At 39.2% G+C, this 26,934-nt stretch carries 30 protein-coding genes and 1 riboswitch; of the genes, 10 read left to right on the top strand and 20 right to left on the bottom strand.

Annotated features, from left to right (window positions below):
• Nucleotides 1–34: 34 nt before the first annotated feature.
• The 12 genes from lpxA to rimO form a co-directional block, all read right to left on the bottom strand.
• Complete coding sequence (gene lpxA / locus J2Y37_RS03060) at nt 35–823, bottom strand: acyl-ACP--UDP-N-acetylglucosamine O-acyltransferase (RefSeq protein ID WP_004670976.1); 789 nt, start codon at nt 821–823, stop codon at nt 35–37.
• A complete protein-coding gene (gene fabZ, locus J2Y37_RS03065; protein ID WP_349031845.1) occupies nt 820–1,260 on the bottom strand; it encodes a 3-hydroxyacyl-ACP dehydratase FabZ in 441 nt (146 codons plus the stop codon). The genes lpxA and fabZ overlap by 4 nt, the downstream gene beginning before the upstream one ends.
• A gap of 51 nt (nt 1,261–1,311) precedes the next feature.
• A complete protein-coding gene (gene lpxD, locus J2Y37_RS03070) occupies nt 1,312–2,382 on the bottom strand; it encodes a UDP-3-O-(3-hydroxymyristoyl)glucosamine N-acyltransferase (RefSeq protein WP_349031821.1) in 1,071 nt (356 codons plus the stop codon).
• A gap of 3 nt (nt 2,383–2,385) precedes the next feature.
• The gene (locus J2Y37_RS03075) at nt 2,386–2,874 is read right to left on the bottom strand and encodes an OmpH family outer membrane protein (RefSeq protein WP_349031822.1); all 489 of its coding nucleotides are present in this window, start codon (nt 2,872–2,874) and stop codon (nt 2,386–2,388) included.
• Nucleotides 2,875–2,919: 45 nt separating this feature from the next.
• Nucleotides 2,920–5,430, bottom strand: a complete 2,511-nt coding sequence (gene bamA, locus J2Y37_RS03080) for an outer membrane protein assembly factor BamA (RefSeq protein ID WP_349031823.1) — start codon at nt 5,428–5,430, stop codon at nt 2,920–2,922.
• 35 nt (nt 5,431–5,465) lie between these two features.
• On the bottom strand, nt 5,466–6,821 hold the full coding sequence (gene rseP, locus J2Y37_RS03085; RefSeq protein ID WP_349031824.1) for an RIP metalloprotease RseP: 1,356 nt from the start codon (nt 6,819–6,821) through the stop codon (nt 5,466–5,468).
• 5 nt (nt 6,822–6,826) lie between these two features.
• Nucleotides 6,827–8,023, bottom strand: a complete 1,197-nt coding sequence (ispC, locus tag J2Y37_RS03090; RefSeq protein ID WP_349031825.1) for a 1-deoxy-D-xylulose-5-phosphate reductoisomerase — start codon at nt 8,021–8,023, stop codon at nt 6,827–6,829.
• A complete protein-coding gene (locus J2Y37_RS03095; protein ID WP_005197084.1) occupies nt 8,024–8,848 on the bottom strand; it encodes a CDP-archaeol synthase in 825 nt (274 codons plus the stop codon).
• Between the two features lie 2 nt (nt 8,849–8,850).
• Nucleotides 8,851–9,600, bottom strand: a complete 750-nt coding sequence (gene uppS, locus J2Y37_RS03100; protein ID WP_349031826.1) for a polyprenyl diphosphate synthase — start codon at nt 9,598–9,600, stop codon at nt 8,851–8,853.
• 4 nt (nt 9,601–9,604) lie between these two features.
• On the bottom strand, nt 9,605–10,159 hold the full coding sequence (gene frr / locus J2Y37_RS03105) for a ribosome recycling factor (protein WP_004670967.1): 555 nt from the start codon (nt 10,157–10,159) through the stop codon (nt 9,605–9,607).
• Between the two features lie 76 nt (nt 10,160–10,235).
• Nucleotides 10,236–10,964, bottom strand: a complete 729-nt coding sequence (pyrH, locus tag J2Y37_RS03110; protein ID WP_004670966.1) for a UMP kinase — start codon at nt 10,962–10,964, stop codon at nt 10,236–10,238.
• A 53-nt stretch (nt 10,965–11,017) separates the two neighbouring features.
• The gene (gene rimO, locus J2Y37_RS03115) at nt 11,018–12,361 is read right to left on the bottom strand and encodes a 30S ribosomal protein S12 methylthiotransferase RimO (RefSeq protein WP_004670964.1); all 1,344 of its coding nucleotides are present in this window, start codon (nt 12,359–12,361) and stop codon (nt 11,018–11,020) included.
• A gap of 328 nt (nt 12,362–12,689) precedes the next feature.
• On the opposite strand from rimO, the gene glnL reads away from it, so the two are divergent.
• From glnL to argF, 4 genes are all read left to right on the top strand, one after another.
• A complete protein-coding gene (gene glnL, locus J2Y37_RS03120) occupies nt 12,690–13,799 on the top strand; it encodes a nitrogen regulation protein NR(II) (RefSeq protein ID WP_005197090.1) in 1,110 nt (369 codons plus the stop codon).
• On the top strand, nt 13,786–15,291 hold the full coding sequence (gene glnG / locus J2Y37_RS03125) for a nitrogen regulation protein NR(I) (RefSeq protein ID WP_349031827.1): 1,506 nt from the start codon (nt 13,786–13,788) through the stop codon (nt 15,289–15,291). Before glnL ends, glnG begins: the two co-directional genes overlap by 14 nt.
• Before the next feature lie 153 nt (nt 15,292–15,444).
• The gene (locus tag J2Y37_RS03130) at nt 15,445–16,086 is read left to right on the top strand and encodes a TetR/AcrR family transcriptional regulator (protein WP_121929288.1); all 642 of its coding nucleotides are present in this window, start codon (nt 15,445–15,447) and stop codon (nt 16,084–16,086) included.
• Between the two features lie 112 nt (nt 16,087–16,198).
• Nucleotides 16,199–17,119 carry an ornithine carbamoyltransferase gene (gene argF, locus J2Y37_RS03135; protein WP_004670955.1) on the top strand — a complete coding sequence of 307 codons (921 nt, stop codon included), beginning with the start codon at nt 16,199–16,201 and terminating at the stop codon, nt 17,117–17,119.
• Between the two features lie 60 nt (nt 17,120–17,179).
• Here argF and J2Y37_RS03140 read toward each other — a convergent pair whose 3' ends face one another.
• Together J2Y37_RS03140 and J2Y37_RS03145 are read right to left on the bottom strand one after the other, a co-directional pair.
• The gene (locus tag J2Y37_RS03140) at nt 17,180–17,605 is read right to left on the bottom strand and encodes a type II toxin-antitoxin system VapC family toxin (protein WP_349031828.1); all 426 of its coding nucleotides are present in this window, start codon (nt 17,603–17,605) and stop codon (nt 17,180–17,182) included.
• Between the two features lies 1 nt (nt 17,606).
• Nucleotides 17,607–17,864, bottom strand: a complete 258-nt coding sequence (locus J2Y37_RS03145) for a type II toxin-antitoxin system Phd/YefM family antitoxin (protein ID WP_349031829.1) — start codon at nt 17,862–17,864, stop codon at nt 17,607–17,609.
• Nucleotides 17,865–18,043: 179 nt separating this feature from the next.
• Between J2Y37_RS03145 and J2Y37_RS03150 the strand changes: the two genes are divergently transcribed.
• A complete protein-coding gene (locus J2Y37_RS03150) occupies nt 18,044–18,568 on the top strand; it encodes a protein tyrosine phosphatase family protein (protein WP_349031830.1) in 525 nt (174 codons plus the stop codon).
• On the opposite strand, the gene ispF is transcribed toward J2Y37_RS03150, so the two are convergent.
• Nucleotides 18,556–19,047: a 2-C-methyl-D-erythritol 2,4-cyclodiphosphate synthase gene (gene ispF, locus J2Y37_RS03155; protein ID WP_004670952.1), complete on the bottom strand. Its 492-nt coding sequence runs from the start codon at nt 19,045–19,047 to the stop codon at nt 18,556–18,558. The two genes, J2Y37_RS03150 and ispF, sit on opposite strands and share 13 nt — an antisense overlap.
• Before the next feature lie 110 nt (nt 19,048–19,157).
• On the opposite strand from ispF, the gene J2Y37_RS03160 reads away from it, so the two are divergent.
• Complete coding sequence (locus J2Y37_RS03160; RefSeq protein ID WP_349031831.1) at nt 19,158–19,793, top strand: hypothetical protein; 636 nt, start codon at nt 19,158–19,160, stop codon at nt 19,791–19,793.
• A gap of 50 nt (nt 19,794–19,843) precedes the next feature.
• On the opposite strand, the gene J2Y37_RS03165 is transcribed toward J2Y37_RS03160, so the two are convergent.
• The 4 genes from J2Y37_RS03165 to J2Y37_RS03180 all read right to left on the bottom strand — a co-directional run bounded on the left by J2Y37_RS03165 (nt 19,844) and on the right by J2Y37_RS03180 (nt 24,658).
• The gene (locus J2Y37_RS03165) at nt 19,844–21,088 is read right to left on the bottom strand and encodes a D-amino acid dehydrogenase (RefSeq protein ID WP_349031832.1); all 1,245 of its coding nucleotides are present in this window, start codon (nt 21,086–21,088) and stop codon (nt 19,844–19,846) included.
• A 184-nt stretch (nt 21,089–21,272) separates the two neighbouring features.
• Nucleotides 21,273–21,362: riboswitch (glycine riboswitch) on the bottom strand.
• Between the two features lie 135 nt (nt 21,363–21,497).
• A complete protein-coding gene (locus tag J2Y37_RS03170; RefSeq protein WP_349031833.1) occupies nt 21,498–21,989 on the bottom strand; it encodes a hypothetical protein in 492 nt (163 codons plus the stop codon).
• Nucleotides 21,990–22,100: 111 nt separating this feature from the next.
• The gene (gene fumC, locus J2Y37_RS03175) at nt 22,101–23,498 is read right to left on the bottom strand and encodes a class II fumarate hydratase (RefSeq protein ID WP_349031834.1); all 1,398 of its coding nucleotides are present in this window, start codon (nt 23,496–23,498) and stop codon (nt 22,101–22,103) included.
• Nucleotides 23,499–23,650: 152 nt separating this feature from the next.
• Complete coding sequence (locus J2Y37_RS03180) at nt 23,651–24,658, bottom strand: NAD-dependent epimerase/dehydratase family protein (protein ID WP_349031835.1); 1,008 nt, start codon at nt 24,656–24,658, stop codon at nt 23,651–23,653.
• Nucleotides 24,659–24,725: 67 nt separating this feature from the next.
• On the opposite strand from J2Y37_RS03180, the gene tusD reads away from it, so the two are divergent.
• From tusD to J2Y37_RS03200, 4 genes are read left to right on the top strand one after another with little or no spacing between them, the layout of a single operon-like run.
• A complete protein-coding gene (gene tusD / locus J2Y37_RS03185; RefSeq protein ID WP_004670937.1) occupies nt 24,726–25,094 on the top strand; it encodes a sulfurtransferase complex subunit TusD in 369 nt (122 codons plus the stop codon).
• Between the two features lie 43 nt (nt 25,095–25,137).
• Nucleotides 25,138–25,488 (top strand): hypothetical protein, encoded by a 351-nt coding sequence (locus tag J2Y37_RS03190; protein WP_349031836.1) that lies wholly within the window; start codon nt 25,138–25,140, stop codon nt 25,486–25,488.
• A gap of 11 nt (nt 25,489–25,499) precedes the next feature.
• On the top strand, nt 25,500–25,784 hold the full coding sequence (locus tag J2Y37_RS03195; protein WP_349031837.1) for a hypothetical protein: 285 nt from the start codon (nt 25,500–25,502) through the stop codon (nt 25,782–25,784).
• A gap of 35 nt (nt 25,785–25,819) precedes the next feature.
• Nucleotides 25,820–26,131 carry a TusE/DsrC/DsvC family sulfur relay protein gene (locus tag J2Y37_RS03200; protein WP_004670930.1) on the top strand — a complete coding sequence of 104 codons (312 nt, stop codon included), beginning with the start codon at nt 25,820–25,822 and terminating at the stop codon, nt 26,129–26,131.
• A gap of 50 nt (nt 26,132–26,181) precedes the next feature.
• On the opposite strand, the gene J2Y37_RS03205 is transcribed toward J2Y37_RS03200, so the two are convergent.
• Nucleotides 26,182–26,934: calcium-binding protein (locus J2Y37_RS03205; protein ID WP_349031838.1), on the bottom strand; the 753-nt coding region annotated here is incomplete at its 5' end.

Raw genomic sequence — 26,934 nt, forward strand, 5'->3', positions numbered from 1 at the left:
TCTTTTTTCTTATCTATTAACCGCACTGAATCAATTAACGCACAATACCGCGCGTTGATTTTTCTAAAGAGTCAATAAATAGTTGCGCTTCTGGTGTATTCACCAGTACTTCATTACGAATCTGTTCAATAGCCTGCTCAGAGGTGAGGCCAGACTTATAAATCAGTTTATAGGCAGCTCTTAAGCCTTGAATGGTATCTCTTGACCAGCCTTTACGTCGCATACCTTCAATGTTCATACCATATGCATGCGCTGGGTTTCCTGATGCCATCACATAGGCAGGAACATCTTTGAGAATCAATGCAGCACCACCAATCATACTATATGAATCAATACGGCAAAATTGATGAATACCAGCATTACCACCGACAATAATATGATCACCAACATGTACATGGCCTGCAACGCCGACATTATTGGCAAAAATATTGTGATTCCCAATCACACAATCATGTGCGATATGAGTATTCACCATAAAGAGGTTATGACTACCAATCTTGGTAATGCCTTTATCCTGAACTGTACCTCTATGCAAGGTACAATGCTCACGGATAATATTGTGGTCGCCAATTTCCAACCACGTTTCTTCACCTTGATATTTCAAATCTTGGCAAATTTCTCCAACACTAGAGAATTGGAAAATATCATTATTTTTACCAATCCGCGTAAAACCACCAATCACTACATGTGAGTGTAATTTTGTCCCCGTGTCAATACTTACATTTGGGCCTACAATACAATACGGTCCAATCTGCACATCTGATGCGATTACTGCAGATGGATCGATAATAGCTGTAGGATGTATTAAATTTTGACTACTCATGCCTGCTCAATTTTTTGGTGTGAAATAATAATCTCTGCCGTTGCAGCGATAATACCGTCAACGCTTGCAGTACAATTGTACTTGTAAATGCCGCGTTTTTGCATAACAAGTTCAGATTTTAAGATAAGCTGGTCACCAGCAACAACCTGTTTCTTAAATCTTATTTTTTCTGCACCAGCAAATAAGAACAACGAACCCGCTTTTGGCTTTTGATTTGTTAATACAAAACCTAATATACCAGAGACCTGTGCTAAAGCTTCAATGATCAATACACCAGGCATAATCGGATAAGTGGGAAAATGTCCTTGAAGAAACTCTTCATTAATAGACACATTCTTATAACCGACAATGCTGTTTTCAGTCACTTCAGTCACACGATCAACTAATAAAAAAGGATAGCGATGAGGTAAATATTCGCGAATGGTCAAAATATCCATTGGCAATTCAGGCATTGTAAATGTTGGTAATGTAGATTCGGTCATAATAAATTATTTACGTAACTTAAGGGTTGATTCAAGGGACTCTAATTGAGCTTGCATATGATCGAGTCTTTTCGTGATTTGGGTCAATGGCACATCTGCTAATTGTCTTAAGCGCACAATGGTCTTTTTCCAATGACTATTTTCAAAAAGTCCAACACCAGAAGAATACGTTCCAGCCTCATAAATATTTTTTGTGACCATTGACATTGCTGTAAGTGTCACATTATCCGTGATTTCAAGATGCCCAACCACCCCACAGGCTCCACCTAGAATACAGTTTTTGCCAATTTTCGTACTGCCAGCGATTCCACATTTCGCGGCGATTGCTGTATTTTCACCAATATGTACATTGTGAGCGATTTGCACAAGGTTATCAATAATGACACCATCTTTCAAAATCGTGTCATCCAAAGCACCTCGATCAATACTACAATTTGAGCCAATACGCACATCATTACCGATCTTGACTGAACCAAGTTGAGCAATTCGATGCCATTTCCCTTCATAAGGTGCAAAACCAAAGCCTTCTGTCCCGATCGCAGTATTTGCATGGATCCGAACACGATCTTTTAATGTCGCTTGTCCCGTAATGGTGACATGAGCATCAATAAAGCAATCTTTGCCGATCTTAACACCGTCATCAATAAATGAATGGGCTTGAATAATTGTATTTGCTCCAACCACACAGTTTTCGCCAATGATCACATAATGTCCAATATAAACATCATCGGCAATGATTGCTGAGGGATGAATTTGAGCCGTGCTTTCAATACCACGCTGGAGGATTTTTGCTTCGAATATATGCGTGAGAACTGCAAATGCTAAATAAGGGTTATCAACAACGATAAAATTTTTCTTTTGTGGAAGTTGCTGCTTCAATGTTTCCGTGACGATATAAACACCTGCATGACTTGCTTCTGCTTGGGCTAAATATTTTTCACCATTCACAAAACTAATATGCTGGTTCTGAGCCAGCTCTAAACTTGCCAAATTAGAAATTTGAAAGTCTTTTTCACCAAAAAACTCACCTTTTACAAGGTGAGCAAGTTCTTCTAAACGATAACGACTTCTATTCATTGATTATTTCATTGCATTAACCTTTTGAATCATTTTATCAGTTAAATCATACTTAGCGTCAGAGGCAATCGTAGAATTTTTATTCATAATAAAGTCTAAATTGTTTTCTTTACGAAGTTGTTCGGCTGCTTGCTTAACACGATTTTCAAAAGTCGTATTCATGGTTTGCAAACTTGACTGAACTTTAGTCTGTAAACCTTGTTGAGTCGTATTGAACTCATTTACTTTTGCTTGATATTGTGCAGAAAGTTTTTGTAAATCAGCTTGATTTGCAGATTGCGCTCTTTGTTGCAAACTCTCGATTTCTTTGCCTAACTGTTCCAATTTGGTCGATGTCGGTTTTACCGATTGACCGAGACTGGCGTTCTGCTGTTTCAAATAGGTACTACTTTCAACAACTTTTGCTAAATCGACGACAGCAATACTTGTTGCATTACTCATCGCAGATATCGTTAAACCTAAACCGAACATGACAGCGGTTAATGTTTTCATGATTCCATCCTTTGTATATTTTTCAAAAATTAAACAAGGTCGTACTTAGAATGTACGACCAATTTCAAATTGGATTGATTTAGTGTCATCACCCTTCTTGTCATTAAGCGGGTAAGCATAACTCAGCGATAACGGTCCAATCATAGTGATCCATGTAAAACCTGCACCAACACTGTAGCGCATATTTCCAGCATCAAAGTTGTAGTTGTCTTTACAGTATTGTTTTATATCGACATTGCTACCATTTACTAAAACATTACCTCTAGGCACATCACATTTAGTATCAAATACTTGTGCACCTTCAGCAAACAATACAGGTCTGACTTGACGCGCCCAATCACCTTTAAATGGCAGAGGCAGTGCGAGTTCAGTACCAAACTGAACCAGTGCATTACCACCAACTTCCTCAGGATCAGGATCATTTCGATCTGTTTCTTGAAAAACAACACTTGGATATTTTGGACCCAAAGAGCTGTTATCATAGCCACGAACCGAGCCATAACCACCTGCATAGAAGTTCTTATAGAACGGCAGATCATTACCAAAACCTAACTTACCATATCCCCGAAGTACAAAACCTTTTGGTAATGATTTAAATGCTTGCGCATCATAAGTTAGTTTTTGATAGTCAACATCACTACCCGGAAGACCCACTTCTAGGCCAACACGATGCGACATACCTGATGTCGGGAAAACTGGTCGGTTAAGCGTATTATATGACCAACCTAGATTTAAATTATAAGTAAGGAATTCGCCTTCAAAAGCATTATCATATGGTCTTTCTTTACCTGGAATACAGTTGCCAGTATATTTTTCATCAATTATTTCTAGGTCTTCAGTAGGGCAATATGTACTACTGCCTGTTGCCTTACCGCCATTATTCAGTAAATAATCACGAATATAAGTCGATACACTTGGCCCCGTTCTTACTTTTGTTTTATCAATACCTAACGATGCACTTAAACTTTGGTTTTCATCAATCGGATAACCAAAGCTTAGACTTCCGCCTAAACTATCTGTCACGTAGTTATTGACATTATAATCTTCGTTTAGCTTGGTTTTACGATAGTAAACGTTATAACCACGACTCACACCATCAATGGTAAAGTATGGGTCAGTCACACTTAGGTTGTAATAGTCTTGTGTTTCAGAGCGTGATAGATCGACTGCAACACGGTTACCCGTTCCCATAAAGTTAGTCTGACTTAAACCTGCTTGGAAAGTCACACCACCATTTTGAGAATAACCAACTGCTAAAGTTGTGGTTCCTGAATGTTGCTCTTCAACAGTGACATTTAAATCAACTTGGTCAGGTGTGTTTGGTACACGAACAGGCTTAACATCAACGGTTTTAAAGAAACCTGTACGCTCTAAACGAATCTTGGATAAATCAATTTTTTCGTTACTTGCTAACGCACCTTCCATTTGGCGCATTTCACGACGTAAAACCTCATCAGCAGTCTTATTATTACCTGTGAAGTTCACACGACGTACCGTAACTTGTTGACCGGGATTGATATAGTAATTGAGATTCACCAATCCAGTTTGGTTATTAATCTCAGGTACGACATTCACCTCAGCGTAATAATAACCAGCATTACCATACTTTCTCAGTAATAGTTGCTTAACGGCATTCACTCTTTCTTGTGAATAGGTTTCGCCATCTTTATATAGTTTTAGTGCTTTTAGTTCTTCAGGCTTATAAAGTGCATCACCCAAGAACTTGGTTTCGCCAAACTTAAATTGACTACCTTCATCAACAGAAACTTCGATAAAGATATTCTTTTTATCTTCACTGATATTCAGTTGTGAATTAATAATATTAAAATTGATATAACCTTTGTTGAGATACAACGCACGTAAAGCTTCTAAGCTCGCTGCCATTTTTTCACGTGCATAGCGGTCATTACGAGTAACAACAGAAGCCCAGCCACTTTCTTTTACTGCGAAAGCTTGCTTGATATCACTGTCACTAAATACAGTATTACCAATGATATTAATATCGAATACTTTAGCTGCTGTTCCTTCGTTGAAGTTCAATAACAACTCAACACGGTTGTTTGGTCGTGCAACTGTTTCTACTGTCACATCAGCATCATAACGACCTTGCTGGGTATACTGTTGTTCAAGTTCAGTTTCAATGATCTGTAATGCAGACTTCTTGAACACTTCGCCCTCAGCGATTCCCATTTTCTTCAAGCCTTGTTCCAAAGCTTCTTTTGGAATAAGTTTATTTCCTTTAAATTCCAACTTGGAAATCACTGGACGTTCGACGACTTTGAACACCAATACATCGCTTTCTTTATAGACTTTAATGTCATCAAATAAACCTGATGCATATAAACTACGAATAGCCTCAGCAATCATTGGATCATTGACACGATCACCACTATTTATTGGCAACATCGAATAAATACTTGCAGGTGTTAAACGCACTAGCCCATCAATTCGTATATCTCGTGCAAGAAACTCATCTGCTGCGTATGCTTGTTGTACCACTGCCATCGCACTGACCAGTGCCAAAGGCATTAATAAATGTGTGTGACGCATGCCCATATATTTTCCAGTAAGTTAAATTCCATTTGCGTTTTTTATAAACGCACGAAGTCGTTAAATAAAGCCAAAAGCATCATGCTACCGAGCAGTACCATACCAACTTTTAGACCCAATATCTGTATTTGTTCGGAAACAGGTTTACCACGAATGAGTTCGATAAAGTAATAAACTAAATGTCCACCATCAAGCATCGGAATCGGCAATAAATTCAAAATCCCCAAACTCACACTCATTAGTGCCATAAAGGAAATAAATGTCTGCCATCCCATTTCAGCACTTTGACCTGCAACTTTAGCAATCGTGATTGGCCCTGACAAATTATCTAGCCCAATTAATCCACGTACCATTTTGACGATCGAGTTAAAAATCATACTTGAAAGCTGTACGGTTTTATCAACCGCGACACCAAAAGCCTGTAAAGGTGAATACTGAATGGTTTGCTTATAGTCATTCGGAATCGTGACTTGACCTGCATCACTCTTCACTCCCAGCACACCAGTCACATTGCCCATATTGTCACGCTGACCACGGGGTATCATCTGTAAATGTACCAGCTCACCTTGTCTCATCACATCAATATTTAATAACTTTTCAGGTGATTTTTGAACCACACTCACCACATCAAACCAGTCTTTCATGGCAACATCATTAATTGCCACAATTTGATCGCCTTCTTTCATCCCTTGGCGAATCGCAGTGCCATCAGCAGTCAGTTCTTTCACGACAGCAGGGATCATTGGACGATAAGGCAGGAAACCCAATGCGTCTAAAGGTGATTGACTTTGATCTTTGAGAAAGTTTTGGATCGCCAAGTTAAATTGTTTTTCAGTACCGTCTCGCTCAACCAGCACCGACACTTGACCAGATTCACCCACACGGTTAATTAAAGCAAAGTTTAATTTTTCCCATGTCGGCGTCGTTTGACCATCCACAGCTAGAACTTTATCACCGACCTGTAGATCGACCTGAGCGGCAGGTGTATTTGGCATGATTTTACCAATACGCGTATTCAACTGTTCTTGTGCAGGTAGGAACAAAATCCAAAATAAAAAAACTGCAAAAATGAGATTAATTAAAGGACCCGCAGCAACAATTGCAATACGCTTCCACGGTGGCTGTCGATTGAATGTATAAGGAAGGTCTTTTTCTGCGACATTTCCCTCACGCTCATCCAACATCTTGACGTAACCACCTAAAGGCAACGCAGAAAGCTGATATTGAATACCAGATTTTTTAGATTGCCATTTCAGTAAAGTTGGACCAAAACCAATCGAATAAACTAAAACTTTTACACCAAGCTTGCGTGCAACCCAATAGTGACCAAACTCATGAATTGCGATCAGAGGCCCAAGCAATAAAATCGCTGCAACAATCATAAATAGTGCATTCATACGATTTAGCCTCCTATATCCACAATGTATTTCTCTGCAATCCGTCTAGCGATCATATCAGTATGCAAAATGATGTCTATATTTTCTGCTTTAGCATTTTGTACAGCTTCTAAACTCTGTTCGACAACTTGAGCAATTTGCGTAAAACCGATGCGGTTTTGTAAAAATGCAGCCACTGCAATTTCATTTGCTGCATTCAAGATCGTAGGTGCTAAACCACCTGCTCTCATCGCCTGACGTGCTAGATTTAAAGCAGGAAACTTAACTTCATCAGGTGCTTGAAAGTCCAACTGAGCTGTCGCAAATAAATCCAATGCAGGAACATGTGTTTTTAGACGCTTTGGCCATGCCAATGCATGTGCAATCGGCGTACACATATCGGGGTTACCCATTTGTGCCAAAGTTGAACCATCCACATATTGAACCATTGAATGAATGATACTTTGTGGATGCACAACAACTGTAACAAAATGTTCTGATATTGAAAACAAATGGCATGCTTCGATCAGTTCTAGACCTTTATTCATCAAAGTCGCTGAGTCTACTGAGATCTTTTGTCCCATCGACCAGTTTGGATGTTTGCACGCTTGTTGTGGTGTTACTGCACTTAATTGTTCTAAAGTGTGATTGAGAAATGGGCCGCCAGAGGCTGTCAATAAAATACCAGAAACGCCTAGCTGTGGCTGCCCTGTTCGTTCAGTGGTTAAGTAATCATGTGGTAATGATTGAAAAATCGCATTATGTTCAGAATCTACGGGTAATAGTAACGCATTATGCTCACGTGCAGCCTGCATCATAATGTCACCCGACATCACCAATGCTTCTTTATTAGCAAGTAATACACGTTTACCCGCTTTAACTGCGGCAAGTGTCGGTAATAAACCAGCAGCACCAACGATCGCTGCCATGACAATATCAACGTCAGGATGCTCAGCAATCTCAATTAAGCCAGTTTCATCCGAAAGAATTTCAATTTGTTTTAAATTTTCTTGGTTAAAACGCTGTTGCAGTTCACTGACTTTTTCATTCGGTACCACAACAATTTTAGGATGAAATTTTCTACAAATCTCTAAAAGCTCATCTAAACGACTAAAAGCAGAAACCGCAAATACAGTGTATTGCTCTGGGTGCTGCGCTAATACTTTTAAAGTACTTTGTCCAATTGAACCTGTCGCACCCAATATACAAACAGCTTGTGTCATTTATAGATCTACACCAATAAGTTTTAAGATATACAACCCTGTTGCAAAAATCGGGGCAGCTGCGAGCAAAGAATCTATTCGATCAAGCACACCACCATGTCCAGGGAGTACGCGACCAGAATCTTTAATCCCAGCACGGCGTTTAATCATCGACTCGAACAAATCGCCCAATACTGAGGCAAACACGGTAATGATAGAGAGTATTAAGAATAAGACGAGCTGTACAGTGGTTAAATCTAAATAAAAATACTGCACAACAAACATAATAATGACAGTCGTTGCAATACCGCCATACAATCCCTCTAGGGATTTGTTTGGACTTACAAAAGGTGCAAGTTTCTTTTGACCAAATTTACGTCCAACAAAATAAGCACCACTGTCCGCGCCCCAAACCAGCAAGAACAAATACATTAACCACCACGGCGAACTAAACCATAGGGCATACAATGCAGTGACTGCAGCAGAAATTAAGATAAAGCCAATGATATATAATGACGGATTGTACCAACCATCTGATTCAGGAAAGTTTTTAACCCAATAAATACTTCCCAACCAAGTGAGAATAGAAGCAGCCCAAAGGAGAAGTGCCACATCATCGTAGAACAATGCCAGTGCTGATACCAGTGCTACACAACCACCATACAACCAAGCCTTAGGTTTTGGCACAGTGGTCGCAGTACGTGGCATAAGCTTAAACCACTCATAACCTGCCACCCCCGCAGCTAAAATCATAAGCATAAACATTGGATAATGTGATTGCGTTGCAAACATGCAACTTAAAACAACAGCAACTAACACCAATGCGGTAATAATCCGCTCTAACATTATTAATTCTCTATTTTCGCTTGTTGAATCTGTTCAGATGTCTTACCAAAACGTCTTTCACGTCCTGAAAAAACGCGAAATGCATAATCTAATTCTTTAATTGTAAATTCTGGCCATAAGGTTTCAGTAAAATACAATTCTGCGTATGCTGCTTGCCAAAGTAAAAAGTTAGATAGACGATAGTCCCCACCAGTACGAATTAACAAATCAACAGCAGGTAGATCATTTAGACTGACATATTTATCAAATAAATCAACATTTATCTGATCTGTTTGAAGTTTTCCAGCCAGTGCATCTTCAGCAATACATTTTGCAGCATGAGCCATATCCCACATACCACCATAACTTACGGCGATGGAAAGTGTCATGGAATCAAAAGCTGCGGTTTTCTGCTCTGCAAGTTGCATTAAATCACGTAATTCATTTGACAACCGAGAACGATCCCCAATGAAACGCAGTGCAATGTTGAACTTTTCCATCCGCGGAAGCTGCTCATGAATGGTTTCTTCAAGCAATTGCATGAGCAAATCAACTTCGTATTGAGGACGATTCCAATTCTCGCTGGAGAATGCAAAAACGGTTAACGCTCGAACACCCATTTTTTTACAATGTTCGACGATAGGATCTAAGACATTTTTGCCTTCACGATGCCCATCACCTTTTTGCATTTGCTTTTTTTTGGCAAAACGATTGTTGCCATCCATAATGATGGCAACATGTTGAGGAAGAAGCGGTTCTTCTTGCAAGGTCATAGAATTAGACCTTCATCAATTCTGCTTCTTTTGCCGCAAGACGTTTATCAACCTCTGCAACATATTTGTCTGTAATTTTTTGGATATCATCACCTGCGCGACGATCATCATCTTCAGAAATTTCTTTTTCTTTCAATAATGATTTGATGTCACCCAAAACGTCACGACGAATATTACGAATCGCGATTTTTGCATTCTCAGCTTCTGTACGTGCTACTTTTTGCATATCACGGCGTGTTTCCTCAGTCAAAGCTGGTAATGGAACACGAATAGAATCAGCAGTGATTGGATTCAATCCCAAGTCACTTTCACGAATCGCTTTATCAATTGCAGAAACCATTGTACGTTCAAATGGCTGAACGACTAGCGTACGCGAATCCTCTACACCTACGTTCGCAACTTGGTTAAGTGGCACGTCAGAACCATAGTAAGAAACCATTACACCATTTAAAATAGATGGATGAGCACGTCCAGTACGAACCTTTGCAAACCCCTGCTCTAAAGATTCAAGGGTTTTCTGCATGCGCTGTTCGCTATCTTTTTTGAGATCGTTAATCATATGATCTTCCTTACTTATTCAATAGGTATTACAAGAAAATTATGCGTAGTATAAAGAGCTTTATGCTGCACGTATATTAGTTGGTGACGTGAGTACCTTCTTTTTCGCCCATTACGACCGAAAGTAATGCGCCAGATTTATTCATATCGAATACTTGGAGTGGAACATTGTGGTCACGACACAAGCAGATCGCAGTCAAATCCATAACACCCAATTTCTCATCAAGTACTTGATCGAAAGTTAAGTGGTCATATTTAACTGCATCATCATATTTGCTTGGATCTTTATTATAGACACCATCAACCTTTGTTGCTTTAAGGATCAAGTTTGATTCGATCTCAATACCACGCAAACATGCTGCTGTATCCGTCGTAAAAAATGGATTACCTGTGCCTGCAACGAATACGCATACTTCGCCTTGGCTTAGATAACGAATTGCATCACGGCTAGAATATGACTCAACCACTGTACCGATCTGTAACGCAGACATTAAGCGAGTTTTAATATTACGGCGTACCAATGCATCACGCATTGCCAAACCGTTCATTACTGTTGCCAACATTCCCATTTGGTCACCCGTTACGCGACCCACCAAACCATCTTTTTGCAATTGGCTACCGCGATATAAGTTACCACCACCAACCACGATACCCACCTGCACACCTAAACCAACTAAGTGCGCAATCGACAATGACATTTGATCAAGGACTTGGGCATCAATACCCATATCTTTATTTCCTGCTAACGCTTCACCAGAAAGCTTGAGCAAGATACGTGCATAACGTGGATTCTTAGAAGTTGACATACTTTTATACTCCAAACCGAACAATCTCAAAAATTCTTAAATTTAATCCAAAATCAAGCAGATTTAATCTGAATCAACTTTGCAAATAAATCATATTCATCTGCATCGGTAATTTCGACTTCAAGCAAATCCCCTGCTTTAATCAGGCTTTTATCAATATCTTCAACAAAAACATTCCCATCGATTTCTGGTGCATCTGCGTATGAACGTGCAACAGCAACTGGAAATTCGTCTTCTAAATTATCAACAAGTACAGTCATGGTTTGACCAATTCGTTTTTGCAACTTTTCCGCTGAAATTTGCTGTTGGACTTCCATAAAACGTTCATAACGTTGTTGTTTAATTTCTTCAGGAACATGATCAGGAAGATCGTTGGCTGTTGCACCTTCTACTGGCGAATAAGTAAAACAACCAACACGATCAAGTTGAGCTTCTTTCAACCAATTCAATAAAATTTGGAAGTCTTCTTCTGTTTCGCCTGGAAAACCAACCACGAATGTTGAACGAATCACCAAATCAGGGCATTTTTCTCGCCACAATTTAAGGCGCTCTAACGTGTTTTCACTATGTGCTGGTCGCTTCATCAATTTTAAGATACGTGGACTGGCATGCTGAAAAGGGATATCTAAATATGGCAAAATCTTGCCTTGACCCATCAGGTCAATCACTGCATCAACATGTGGATATGGATACACATAATGTAAACGCACCCAAATTCCAAGTTGACCGAGTGCTTCACACATATCATAGAATTTGGTTTTTACTGGCTGGCCATTCCAAAAGTCCAACTTATATTTAGTATCCAATCCATAAGCAGACGTATCTTGAGAAATCACCAAGACTTCTTTTACACCTGCACGCTTCAGCGCAGCTGCTTCTTCCAACACCGAACCTACAGGACGAGAAACAAGATCACCACGCATACTTGGAATAATGCAGAACGTACAACGATGGTTGCAACCTTCTGATATTTTTAAATAAGCATAATGTTTTGGTGTTAAACGAACACCTTGCTCTGGAACTAAATCGACAAATGGATTGTGCTTTGGTGGTGCAGGTACATATTCATGTACCGCTTCCATCACATCTTGATATGCTGCCGCACCTGTTACTTTAAGAACATTTGGGTGCATTTGGCGTATTTTATCTTCGTCTTTGCCTAAACAACCTGTTACGATAACTCGACCGTTTTCGCTCATGGCTTCGCCAATCGCGTCTAAAGACTCTTGTACTGCAGATTCAATAAAACCACAGGTATTAACAACAACCAAATCTGCACCGTCATAATCTGATGCAACTTGATAACCTTCAGTCTTTAACTGAGTTAAAATTCGTTCAGAATCTACCAATGCCTTAGGACAACCTAAAGATACAAAACCGACTTTGGGGGTCTTCATGAATCTGCGCTCCACTTGAATCGGCGTATTGTATGACTTTTCTTGGCTTACGCATAGCTGCAAAAACATCTCTTTGTGTAATGCACCAAAATACAACCAATCTTTTAAATAAAATCCATTAATGCACTATTTTGGAACATGCTAATATATTAAATTAAAGCGATGTATGTGAAAAATACCGTATAAATAGATCACTTCATAAATAAGCTATTGAAATTTAGCCAATACAAAGTTGGCGTGCATTTTGCATAAACTACACTTTAGAAGTTAATGGCTATTCATTCAAATTGATATTTATTGCGCCATTTTAAAACAGGACGATTCACAAATGGATCAACACAACACTATCGACTATCGACTCTTAGTAGATAATCTGACAACTGCCATTTTATTGGTCGATAGTAACCTTAATATTTTTTATTTGAATTCTGCTTGTGAAGCATTGTTTGATATCAGTCTACTCCGTGCCTCAAGACAACCCGTCTTGAATTTATTGCACGCTCATGATGATTCATTCAATACACATGAAGCTTTATTAAAAACATTAAAAAGCGGACAACATTACACACGTCGTGAAGCAGTGATCAATGTGAGTTTTAAATCAATTCATGTTGATTATACGGTTTCACAACTCAGTACTGGGAAAAACCATACTCCATTATTACTCATCGAACTCAACCCTATTGATCGCATGCTAAAGATTTCCAAAGAAGAAAACTTAGTTCAACAACATCAAGTGGCTCGTCAATTGGTTCGTGGTGTCGCTCATGAAATCAAAAATCCTTTAGCAGGCATTCGCGGTGCAACTCAACTACTCGCACGTAGCTTAAATGATGATCGTTACGGAGAGTTTACCGACATTATTATTAGTGAAGTGGATCGACTCACCAATTTAGCAGACACCATGCTCGGTTCACGCCAATTGCCAAGTTATGAACTTGTGAATGTGCATGAGCCTTTAGAGCGCGTTAGATCATTGATTACAAATCAAACCAAGAAGAAGATTAAAATTACACGCGACTACGACCTTTCATTGCCCGATGTTATGGCAGACCGCGATCAACTCATTCAAGTCATGCTCAACATTAGCGTAAATGCCGTTCAAGCCATGACGGAAAATAAAGATTTCTTTGTGGATTCTGAACCTGAACTTATTTTACGAACCCGTATACAACGCCTAGTGACCATTAATGGTTCTCTTCATCGCTCAACCGTTCGTGTTGATATTGAAGACAATGGACCCGGTGTACCTGAAAGTATTTTAGAGTCTGTATTTTATCCGCTGGTCACTGGACGAGCGAAAGGTACAGGTCTAGGCCTCAGCATTGCACAAAATATCATGCATCAACATAACGGAATGATCGAGTGTCAATCCGTTTCTGGAAAAACCGTTTTTAGCTTATATTTACCTTGGGAGTCGGACCGTGTCACGAAATAAAATTTGGGTAATAGATGACGATCGTGCCATGCGCTGGGTACTCGAAAAAACTTTCAAAGAAGAAGGTTTTGACGTTACCAATTTTGAAGAGGCACAAACCGCACTAGATCGCTTACATGAAGATGCACCAGATGTCATTCTGACGGATATTCGCATGCCTGGTATTGATGGTTTAACTTTTTTATCTAAAGTTAAAAACACCCATCCGGATCTGCCTGTGATCATTATGACCGCTCACTCTGATCTAGAATCAGCGGTATCCAGCTATCAAACAGGTGCTTTTGAATACCTACCAAAACCTTTTGATATTGATGAAGCATTAGCACTGGTCAATCGTGCTATTTTGCATATCAATAAATTACAACAGCAAGAAGCGACCAAAACCGCAGCAGCAGCACCTATTCAATCCACTGAAATCATTGGTGAATCACCTGCCATGCAGGAAGTCTTCCGTGCGATTGGACGTTTATCACAATCACATATTACAGTGTTGATTAATGGTGAATCAGGGACTGGTAAAGAACTGGTTGCGCATGCCTTGCACAAACACTCACCACGACGCGCTAAACCTTTTATTGCACTCAACATGGCAGCAATTCCAAAAGACTTAATTGAAACTGAGTTGTTTGGACATGAAAAAGGGGCATTTACGGGTGCGAACACCCAGCATCAAGGACGTTTTGAACAAGCCAATGGCGGTACATTATTCCTAGATGAAATTGGTGATATGCCATTTGAGACACAAACTCGTTTACTTCGCGTCTTAGCAGATGGTGAATTTTATCGCGTTGGCGGACATGTGCCCGTCAAAGTTGATGTGCGTATTGTTGCTGCAACCCATCAAGATCTGGAAAAGTTGGTGAATGATGGTCGTTTCCGCGAAGACTTATATCATCGCCTAAATGTCATTCGTATTCATATTCCAAAACTTGCACATCGTAGCGAAGATATTCCTATGCTGGCGCAACACTTCTTAGCCCGAGCAGGTAAAGAGTTAGGCGTAAGCCCAAAAATCTTACGTACTGAAACAACCGACTATATGCAACAACTACCTTGGCCGGGAAATGTCCGTCAGTTAGAAAATACCTGCCGTTGGCTCACTGTCATGATTACAGGTCGTGAAGTCTATCCCGAAGATCTCCCTGCAGAACTCAAACAAGTCTCTGTACAGAAAATCTCAAGTGACGCGACATCAACAACTTCTACTACCAGTCCAGCCTTAGTTGACCGAATGGCAGTTCATCACTGGGATGAGTTATTGTCTCAATGGGCAATTCAAAAACTCAAAAATGGTGAAATGAAGATTCTCGATATCGCCACACCGATGTTTGAACGCACATTGATCACGGCCGCATTACAACAAACCCGTGGTCGTAAACGCCACGCCGCTGAGCTATTAGGTTGGGGTCGCAACACACTCACTCGCAAGCTTAAAGAACTAGGAATGGATTCAACCGAGGAAGATGAAGAAGAGGAAAGCCGCATAGTCTAGCGCTTCAACATCTTTAGCAAAAAAAAGCGAGTCATTTAGGTGCTCGCTTTTTTGTTTTGTAATGGGCGTGACATATACCTCAATAAGATCACCATACAATGCATATGGTTTTTGCTATAATGAGGATTACCCAACATATGAGTATCGAATACGATGACTGATATTTGTTACCCAAATTGTGAACGACCTCAAACCCGTCGAGGTCAAGAACGTCGCCTTGCCTTACTTCTTTGTGCAACCGACATGTTTCTTGAGAAAGGTTATGATGCTGTCTCTTTGGATGATATTGTCAATCATGCTGGTGGATCCAAGACATCCATCTATAAATATTTTGGAAACAAAGAAGGGCTTTTTAGCGCAATTTGTGATTACCGAAGAGAGGTTTTCTTTAACGGGGTCTGCTTACCTTATGCCTCAGAAAAGATCAGCTTAAAAAATTACTTATCTAAGACGCTCCAGCGCTTTTACCAACATATTATTCAACCTGAAAATATCGCATTTATGCGTATGTTTACCGAGCAATCACAAAAAGATGCACAATTAGCAAATTATTTTTATAACAAATGCGCCTCCAACATTCAAAACACGATCGCTTTTGCGCTTGAACAAGCACATTCAGACAATGAGATTTTTTGTTCACAACCCCATTTTTCAGCCACGATGTATTTTGGGATTCTACGTGATGTAGAGTGGCGTATTTTGATGGGTCTAGACGTATCAGATAATGATGCTGAAATATTTGATTATATTAATTATTCTGTAGAACTATTCTTAAAAGCTCATCAAAAGGTCTAATTCTTTTGCATTTTTTTAGACCTATAGTATAGTAGTCAATTCTTTTTTATTCACCACCCAATAAAGAGCAATTAGTTATTGTTTTTATTCAATAATTATTGTGGGAGTAACTATGGCGCTTCGGCATTTTCTAACTTTACGTGACCTATCTTCTTTGGAACTGCAACGCATTTTAGATCGCGCGCATGAACTTAAGCGTATGCAACATAGCAATACGGTATATCAACCTTTTGTTGGTAAAGTTTTGGGAATGATTTTTGAGAAATCGAGTACGCGTACACGTATTTCTTTTGAAGCTGGTATCGACCAGTTTGGTGGTAGTGCTATCTTTTTATCTCCACGCGATACCCAATTGGGTCGTGGTGAACCGATTGAAGATTCTGCACGTGTTATTTCAAGCATGCTTGATATCGTCATGATCCGTACTTTTGGTCATGACATTGTCGAACGTTTTGCTTCTTACTCAAAAGTTCCTGTCATCAATGGTCTCACTGATGACCATCACCCTTGCCAATTACTCGCTGACTTACAAACCTTCCAAGAACATCGTGGCAGCATCGAAGGTAAAACAGTTGCGTGGATCGGTGATGGCAACAATATGTGTAACTCATATATTGAAGCAGCACATATGATGGGCTTTAAACTAAAAATTGCTGCGCCTGAAGGTTATGAACCACAAGCGAAATTTTTAGCCGAATTTGCCGATTGTGTTGAAGTTTTCAACAAAGCCGAAGATGCAGCCGTTAATGCTGACTTGATCGTGACCGATGTTTGGGCTAGCATGGGCCAAGAAGAAGAGCAAAAACTTCGTGAGAAAGCGTTTGCAGATTTTCAAGTCAATGAAAAACTCATGGATCTGGCTCATCCTGATTGTTTATTTATGCATTGTTTGCCAGCACATCGTGGTGAAGAAATCTCTGAAAATATGCTTGATCATAAAAATGCCGTGGTTTGGGATGAAGCAGAGAATCGCTTACATGCACAAAAAGCATTGATGGAGTTCTTACTGAACGAGAATCTAAAAAAAGGTTAATTGCCAGTATCAAAAAACAGCATCATTTGATGCTGTTTTTTATTGATGAGTTAAATTTTTTTAATGGGTTTGAGCAAATGGATTAATGATTTCAACGCCCATATCTTGAAAATCAGAAACATTACGTGTAACCAATACCAAATTATGCTGTATGGCAATTGAAGCAATCCACGCATCATTTTCAGGCGCTTTATCAGGAATATGTAGATTCGCACATAATCGTGCGGTATCCGAATCAATGGTTAATATACGTTGATGAAATGCTGATTTCACAGTATTTTCAAACCAAAGTCGTAATATCTGCCCTTGTGCTGGATCTTTCCGCTCTAAACCCAATACGCCTCGCTCTAATTCCATCATCACAACAGTACATGTATAGAACGTATGCGTATTTACACTTTTCGCCCACGCAGTTACACCAGCATCTGCTTTACTTTTAGGTAAACGGCGCATTTCACTAATAATATTGGTGTCCAGTAAATACATATCAAAACTCTATCGTACGACGCTGTGTTTGACTACGTTTTGGTATTTCCATTTCAATATCGGCGACTTCTGCATTTGTCTGCATAAACCAATCGGCAAGTGTTTGTGGCTGATTCTGAATAAGTTTCTGATAATCCATATAACTCATCAAAATATGTGTGTATTCCCCTCTGTTTGTGATTAAAACAGGGGCTTTATCTGCTTCTTTCTTAGCCGTATTGGTATGCTGATTAAATTCTTTACTATTCATCGTTTTCATCACGCCCACACTCCAAACGCTACTTAGTTGCAATGTTACTACTTTTATGATGTAAACAGAATATAAAATTAGGCTTTTTAATAAATTGAACACTTAAATAAAAACACTTATAGTAATCCCAGCCCTTTAGATTAAGTTTCTCTTTATGAGAAAACTTCAATGACGACACAGCGGATCTTATGACGACACTTGAGCAAGCTTTATCTGAAATACCAAGTTTCTCCGTGGTGCATGAGCATTTATTTAGCTCAGCTCAACCAACTGCAGAACAATTACAGCAGATCAAAGAGTATGGTTGCAGTACAGTCATTAATCTCGCAACCAGCAAATCCGAGAACCATTTGCTCAAACAAGATCAAATTTGCTTAGCGCTTGGATTAAATTATATGCATATCCCAATCGACTGGGACATGCCTTGTTCAGAACAATGCCTTTTTGTATTGGATCTCATTGATCACTTAGTACAAAACGAAGTCGTTTGGTTGCACTGTGCTAAAAATATGCGTGTAAGTAGCCTCATGTATTTGTATCGCCAATTCTATATGAATATTGACCTACCAGAAGCCCAAGAACTGTTACACCAAGTTTGGGAACCAAACGAGACTTGGACTGGTCTAATCCATAGCATTGCTTTACAACTCCAAGGCCGTAAAGCAACTCAAGAATTGCAACAAGCATTGATTAATACAGATCATTTTGCTTGATGTGAAATTAATACTGTCGCTGTTGCTAGGATGCCTTCTTGGCGACCAGTAAAACCAAGTTTTTCAGTGGTCGTAGCTTTAATACTAATTTGCGTCACTTCGACATCTAGCACATCTGCAATACTTTGACGCATTTCTAGATTATGTTTAGCCAGTTTCGGACGTTCACAGGCAACTGTGATATCAGCGTTATTTAAATGATAACCACGATCCAAAATCAACTGATAAACATGTTTTAGCAGCACACGACTATCAGCACCTTTATATTCTGGATCAGTATCAGGAAAGTGTTGCCCAATATCCCCTAAAGCCAAAGCCCCCAATAAAGCGTCGCTTAGTGCATGCAAGACCACATCACCATCTGAATGTGCTTTTAAACCGTGTGTATGAGGGATTTGAACACCTGCCAAGGTTACAAAGTCACCTTCTTCAAAAGCATGTACATCCATCCCTTGTCCAATACGAATCTGAGCAACCATAACATTTTCCTTTTACAATATACCGAACAAATCTTGTATTCAGGCTTTCTATTTCGCTATAGTACGTTGAGCAAATTAGACTGAAAGTATAAGTGATTATGCTGTTGAACATGGTAAGAAATCAATTAAAGAAAGCAGGTTATATCATCGCATTGGGTTGTTTCTGCTCAACATATACATTTGCCCAATCTATCGACTGCTCTAGTCGCAATTCTGATCTCAAAATCATATGTTCAAAGCAATACGATGAACACCGACTAAAACTCAACGATAAATTTTTAACGGCTTATCTAGTCACTGACGCGCCTTTGCAACTTTTACACGATACTCAAAAGTTATGGTTAAGCCAAATACGAAAATGTAAATCGAAAGCATGTTTTAAACAGCAGTTCGATGCGCGTTTTGATGATTTGAATTTTTATACTTCAATGAATCAAACGCTCACGCAGCACTATTTAAAATACGAACATGGCAAACTTGCAGTGCAACCTGTTCATTTACAGATTCATCAGCTCGACAAAGACAAACTTAAAATTGAAGGGATCGCCTATCGAAATCCTAACAATCGTTTGGAAACACAAACATTATCTTTGCTTGCTTATAGCACCCCGAATGAGAAAAATCAGATTACCGACAACGAGAAGATGTGCCAATATCATTTTGATTTTCAGAAAGCTTTATTGGTGATAAAAACCGAACAAAAAGGTTGCGAACGCTTTGCAGGTATTTATCGCTTATATGATTGATCTCAAAATGACGAATATGAAGCCGATGTATCCATCGGCTTCATAAAAACTTAGCTTGGAAACTTCTGCGCAATTTCTTGGCTTATCAAGACTGCCGTAGCCGCAGATAATGTCCAGCCTAGATGACCATGTCCTGTATTGTAAAACACGCGCGATTGCTTACCTTGTCGCACCACTGGCAACATATTTGGCATCATCGGACGCAAACCCGCCCAAGGCACAACATGCTCTGTTGAAATATCAAAATTTTGATTGACCCAATTAACCAAAGGCTGGATGCGATCAGCACGGATATCACGGTTATAACCATTGAACTCCGCTGTTCCAGCAACACGAAAACGATCAGCGCCCAATCGCGAAGTCACAATTTTTGCGCTTTCATCCAATAAGCTCACCCACGGTGCATTGTTTACACTACGCTCGTCGTTAAGCTGGACTGTAATGGAATAACCTTTTACAGGATAAACGTTGATACTATCTCCAAGCATATCGGCCAATTGATAGCTACCTACACCACCACAAACTACGATCAAATCTGCTTCGATTTCAGTGATCTGCTCTGAGTCAGGATGAGTATTTTCCGAACTGTTTTTACATCGGACGATCACTTTATCTTGTAAACATTGAACATCGACCACATCCAAACCAAAGCGATATTTCGCACCATACTCTTGGGTTTTTTCAGCTAAGCCCACAGAGTATTTATGAATATCTCCTGTTGCATCTCCAGAAGTGTAATATCCACCAAAATATGTACCTGTTAAATTGGGTTCAATTGCCTTCATTTCTTCGGGCGTGATTGCATTACGTTCCAGTTTCCCTTCGACTAGCACATCATTCACTTTTTTTGCGATTTCAAAGTCTTCTTTGGTATGGTACATATGCAAAATACCACGTTTTTCTAAATCAAAAGAAATGTTCTCTTTCTCTGCAATTTCAAATAAACGTTGTCTCGCCAATAACGCTAAACGTACAGTTTCAATGGTGTTGGCTTTATAATTTTTAATGTGAGTCAAAAACTCAACGAGCCAGCGATATTTGTGCACACTAAAAGATGGATTGAGCAATAATGGTGCATCTTTTTTGCCCATCCATTTCACACCTTTCAGCACAGTTGCTTTTTGATTCCAAACTTCGGCGTTACAGGCAGATAACTGCCCGCCATTGGCAAAGGATGTTTCCATTGCTGGAAATAAGTGTCGATCTATTACCGTCACCTCATAACCGAGTTTAATCAATTCATAAGCAGACGTTACACCCGTAATCCCCGCACCAATTACAACAACATGTGGCATAGCAAACTCCTAGAAATGCATAACATTCCTTAATGCGTAGCCCCATCTGTCATGGTACCTGAGAGTTTTGGCAGATGATTACCAATTAATCATTGAGCCTTCCCCTTCGGTGAGTGTTTTTCATAGAAGAAATAAATTAAAATATATGTTTCTACAAATTGAGCACTGCTCTCCAGATTGTATGTCTATTATTACAGTCCTTCTGCCTGAGAGTTTCCGGGGTCGTTGCTCCTTCGGCGAGTTCATTGAAGAACTTCTCTCCCGCAATAATATTTATATCCCTACAAGCAATATATATGCCGCTTGAAAATTCAGACACTAAAATCTTGTAACTGTTTGTATGTGTATGTTTTTTCTAGGTCAACATGATTAATCAAAAAAAAGCAGACCCTAAGTCCGCTTTCCGTCATTAAAATTTACATTGCAAAATTTGTTCTGAGAATTGGCCTTTCCATTGCTCGCGCAATGTAGGTAAATAGAACTTTTCTCCAATCGTTACCAGTTCTGCATCGATCAACGCATGAATTTCATGCATCAACACATAGTCCAACACAAGTAATGACAGTTGAGTTTGTTTTTGTGCAATCCGTTTACGTTGAGTTTGGGCTTTTTTTACCAGCTCATTTGCAAAATCTTTATCTTTGTATGTGGTAATTGCGCTTAAACGCAATTCAATGACACCCCAACCTTCCAATAACTTTTTAAAAATTTCAAAATCTTTTGAATTGGCTTCCCACGTTAAATTTTCTAAGTCGTTATCATCAGGCAATACTGGCAATAATAAATCAACGGTACTTGGAAATATTTTCTTTAAATTCAACAGAAACTTAACAGGGTTTTCATGAGACAGACCAGAATATTGAATATGAGTTTGAGTATCTGTTAAATAAATATTAAGCATAGTAAAACAATGGTCTAGTCAATCAAACCAATATTGTACGCAGTTCACTTTGTAAAAACCACTCATAAAAAAGTCCCCCCATAAATGAGAGGACGTACAATTAAGATAAAATCACGACTTACTGTTCGGCGATACCATATTTTCAGGCTTAACAACCTCATCAAATTGCTCAGCCGTGACCAGACCCAATTCAACTGCAACTTGTTTTAAAGTTTTATCTTCTTTATAGGCAGTTTTGGCAACTTTGGCTGAGTTTTCATAACCAATCACAGGATTCAATGCAGTGACTAACATTAAAGAGTTATGTAAGAAATGGTCAATTTTCTCACGATTTGGCTCGATGCCCACGGCACAATGATCGTTAAAACTATTACATGCATCACCCAGCAACTGAATCGACTGTAATAAGTTATAGGCAATCACAGGCATAAATACATTTAATTCAAAGTTACCAGATGCACCTGCCACATTGATAGTCGTATCGTTACCTAATACTTGAGCAACCACCATGGTCATGGCTTCGCTTTGAGTCGGATTGACTTTACCCGGCATAATACTAGAACCAGGTTCATTTTCTGGAATACGAATCTCACCAAAGCCACAACGAGGACCACTCGCCAACCATCGAATATCATTCGCAATTTTATTTAAACTCGCAGCCAAGGTTTTTAATGCACCTGATGCAAATACGGCTGCATCGCGCCCAGCTAAAGCTTCAAATTTATTCGGCGCAGTGATAAATGGAAGTCCAGTAAGCGCAGACAACTGCTCTGCCGCTTTGACTGCATAATCAGGATGGGCATTTAAACCTGTACCGACAGCCGTACCACCCAAAGGTAATTCATATAAACCTGCGAGTGCTTGATGTAGACGTTTCACGCCATGCTCTAATTGTGAAACATAACCACTAAACTCTTGTCCTAAAGTCAGTGGTGTCGCATCTTGTAAATGTGTACGTCCTATTTTGACGATATCATTAAATTCATCTGATTTACGCTGTAAAGTAACTTTGAGTTTTTCAACTGCTGGAATGAGCAGCTCATTGATTTGAAGACTTGCCGCAACATGAATCGCAGTGGGGAAAGAGTCATTGGTGGATTGAGCACGATTGACATGGTCATTGGGATGTACCGGTTTTTGCGCACCGAGTGCTTGCCCTAATTTTTGATTGGCTATATTGGCAATGACTTCATTACAATTCATATTGCTTTGCGTGCCTGAGCCTGTTTGCCAAACCACCAAAGGAAACTGTGCATCCCATTGTCCAGCAATGACTTCTTCAGCAGCACCGACAATATATTCGCTCAAATCTTGAGGAAGTTGTTTCAGCTCAGCATTGGCGATTGCGGCTGCCTTTTTGACTAAACCCATTGCACGTATCATTGCGCGTGGTAAACGCTCTTGACCGATCTTAAAGTTCTGTAAACTTCTTTGCGTTTGCGCACCCCACAAGGCTTCATTGGGAACTTCAATCTCCCCCATGGTGTCGTGTTCAATTCGCATTTGCATATCATCAACCTCTGCTCTATTTGGTTAAAATTTTCACGGGCTGAAGCAAATAGATGCTTTGGCTAGCTCAGTCGTAGAATATCTCTATAAATGTCCGACAACAGGCATCATTATCGTCAAACAGGTCACTATTGTAAATAAGAATCATTAACTTAATTACCTTTTAAAGTATTGAGATAAAATCTCCATTCATCTTCAAGCATTTTGGTTAAGGAACGTTTCGGCTCCCAATTCAGTACTTTTTTTACCTTATCAATATTTGCGCCTAACTGAGCCAACTCCTGATTTTGATAAACTGCTGGCTGAACACGAATCTCAGCCTGCGTCACTTTTGCGATTTCATCTAATAAGCTTTGAATAGAAGTTAGCTGCGAATGTGCAATATTAAAAGACTCTAAACAATTGCTTTGCGTTTCTAACCAATCCATTGTCATCAATACTGCATCACAAGCATCTAATACATGTAAGAAACTACGTTCTACCGTTCGGTCTTCTGTTTCTGCTTGATTTTGCAACTCAATACAATCTCTTTGCATCGCTGCAACTTGTAAAGCGAGCGGCACAATATTTTTTGGGAGTTGAGTAACATACTCACCCAATACGCCATGCTCAAATGCACCAACAATATTGGATAAACGAAAATTCACGATTTTCCATTCGTGATCAACCTTATAGGTATCGGCTATAATATCTTCAACGATTTGTTGGGTTCGAATATAAGGATTGGCAGAACGATAATTAAATTCTGTATCTTCTGATAGCTGAGAATCAGACTTCCCGTAAACAGCTAAACTAGATAAATTCAACAACTGCCTTACACCCATTCGCTGCATGGCTCGTAATAAACTCATGATACAACTGACATTGTCGTTATAATACTCAAGCGGTTTCAAAGCAGATTCTTCGAGAGATTTAAAACTTGCAGTATGAATAACAGTATCGATTGAATATTGTTCAAATACTTTATTTAGCGCTGGTGTATTACGAACATCCAACTTTACAAATGGAATATACATACCTGAGATATATTCCAATCGCTCTAAGGTCTGTAAGGTAGAGTTAGCTAAATTATCAACAATAACTATTTCTTTCCCTTGAGCCAATAAACTCAAAGCAATATGTGAACCGATAAAGCCTAAACCACCTGTCAGCAAAATCATTGTATAATTACCTTCTTTTTAATTATGCCCACCTTCATTTCGCCTATATGACCATAGTGAATATTCAATGAGTACACTACTGCTAATTACTTCTGCGCCTACTTCAGTAATGGCTTGGCACGCATTCGGTTTAGCGCAAGCATTACGAGATAAGCATGAAGAAATTCGTGTCTTCTTTTACCAAGACGGTGTTCAGGTTGCGAACGATTTACAGTGGTTTCCTGATGATCAACGCAATCTGAAACAAGAATGGCAAAAGCTCGGCATTCGACTCCCTGTCTGTGTCAGTGCTGCCCTTGCTCGGGGAATTACTGATGCGAGTAATGCACAACGCCATTCACTTCAACATCACAATCTAGCGCAGGGTTTTGAGCTAGTTGGACTAGGTGAGCTTGCTGATGCAGTGCAAGATTGTTCTCGTCTAATTCAATTTTAATTTAAGTTCTTTAATAGAGTGTTGCTTTTAAAAGGTAAATTGTGTGAAATCTGTACTTGTCATCCTAACGCAGCCCAATTTAACCAGTTTGCAGGTCAACGAAAGTTTGTCTGCAACTATGGTTTTAGCAACCTTTGGTATTTCTGTCAAAGTTTTATTAAAGGATGCAGCTCTAAGCTTATTGAACAATCAGTTAACATTCGATCAACTCAAGCATGCGTTTAAAGTCGCATCAAATATGGTCGAAAGTTTTGAGTTTTATGATTTAACGCCTATTTTGATCGAAACAAAAAATCAACAACTCAGTGTGATTCAAAATACTGAACAAGACATCGAATTTATTGAACTCGATCCACAGTTCATTCAATCATTTGACCATGTATTGTATTGGTAAGGAATCATTCCATGCAAAATACAACTTTATTTTTGATCCAGTCACCCTATTCACAACTTGATAAAATGTGGGCTGATTTATGTCAAATGGCTCAAGCTGATGACTCGATTGTGATTATGGGTGATGCGGCGTTGCATATCCCCCAAACTATTTTAGATCGTTTTTCTCATCTTTATTGTTTAAGCAGCGAGCAAAGCTTATTAAATGTTGAAATTAAAGAGTATGTGAAAATCATAGAATATACTCAATTCGCTGATTTAGTTTTACATTTTGATCGCTGTGTGACGTTGAAATAATCCATTTCCAGTTTTAAATTTACTTAGGCTATTTTATGCAATTAGAGTTAGATCAAGATGGTCATTTGCTTGATTATACAATTTGGAATCAAGAAGTCGCTCATGAATTGGCTAAATCTTTGGATTTAGAACTAACAGCATGGCATTTTGAAGTGCTTCATGCGGTACGTCAATTTTACCAGCAATTCGGGCACTCACCAGCAACTCGTCCATTGATTAAATTTCTAATGAAAACGGTCAGTCCTGAAATTAATAATGCGGAACTACAGCAGCGATTTAATACAGGTTTAGTTGCTCGTCATTTGAGTCGTTTGGCTGGCGTTCCTAAACCTGCAAATTGTTTGTAAAAATGAATTGAGGGTAATTTAGATTACCCTCAATTCAATGATAAAAAGAATTAAACAATTATTTGATGATTATTAAAAAGATCCATTAATGTTACATCGATATTTTTAAATGTTAAGAGTGCTGTGCTATTGAAATCCTGACCAAAGCCATCACGATCAATATTCATAACACTGTCTTTTCCTTGTTTCGTGAATGATATAAATGACATCAAGCTTTCAACAGTTTTATCTCCATCAAAATCAATCAGTAATTCACTTATATTAACCCTATCGGCATTTGGATCGGTTAAAGTATTTCCTAATTTAAAGTCCAACCAGGTATCCATACCATTACCTCCCGCCTCATCCGCAGCAGTAAGCAGATTAAAGATTACGGTGTCAGAACCAAGACCACCAATGAGAGTGTCATTTCCAGCCCCGCCAATCAAAATATCGTTCCCAGCCCCACCGTCTAAGATATTATTGCCTGAATTCCCAATAAGTATATTGTCTTTGGTATTACCAGTCGCATTAATGTTGGCTTTACCCGTTAATTGCAATTCTTCAACATGACGACCTTTTAAGGTATAATTCACACTCGAATAAATAATGTCGTAACCTTCACTTTCTTTTTCTACAACATTATCTAAAATATTATCTACATAATAGATATCATTACCTAATCCTCCAATCATGGTGTCTGCCCCAAGACCTCCATCTAGAGTATCATTCCCAGCCCCACCGTCTAAGATATTATTGCCTGAATTCCCAATAAGTATATTGTCTTTGGTATTACCAGTCGCATTAATGTTGGCTTTACCCGT

It is taken from the genome of Acinetobacter sp. 3657 (genome assembly GCF_031456775.1).
Taxonomy (GTDB): domain Bacteria; phylum Pseudomonadota; class Gammaproteobacteria; order Pseudomonadales; family Moraxellaceae; genus Acinetobacter.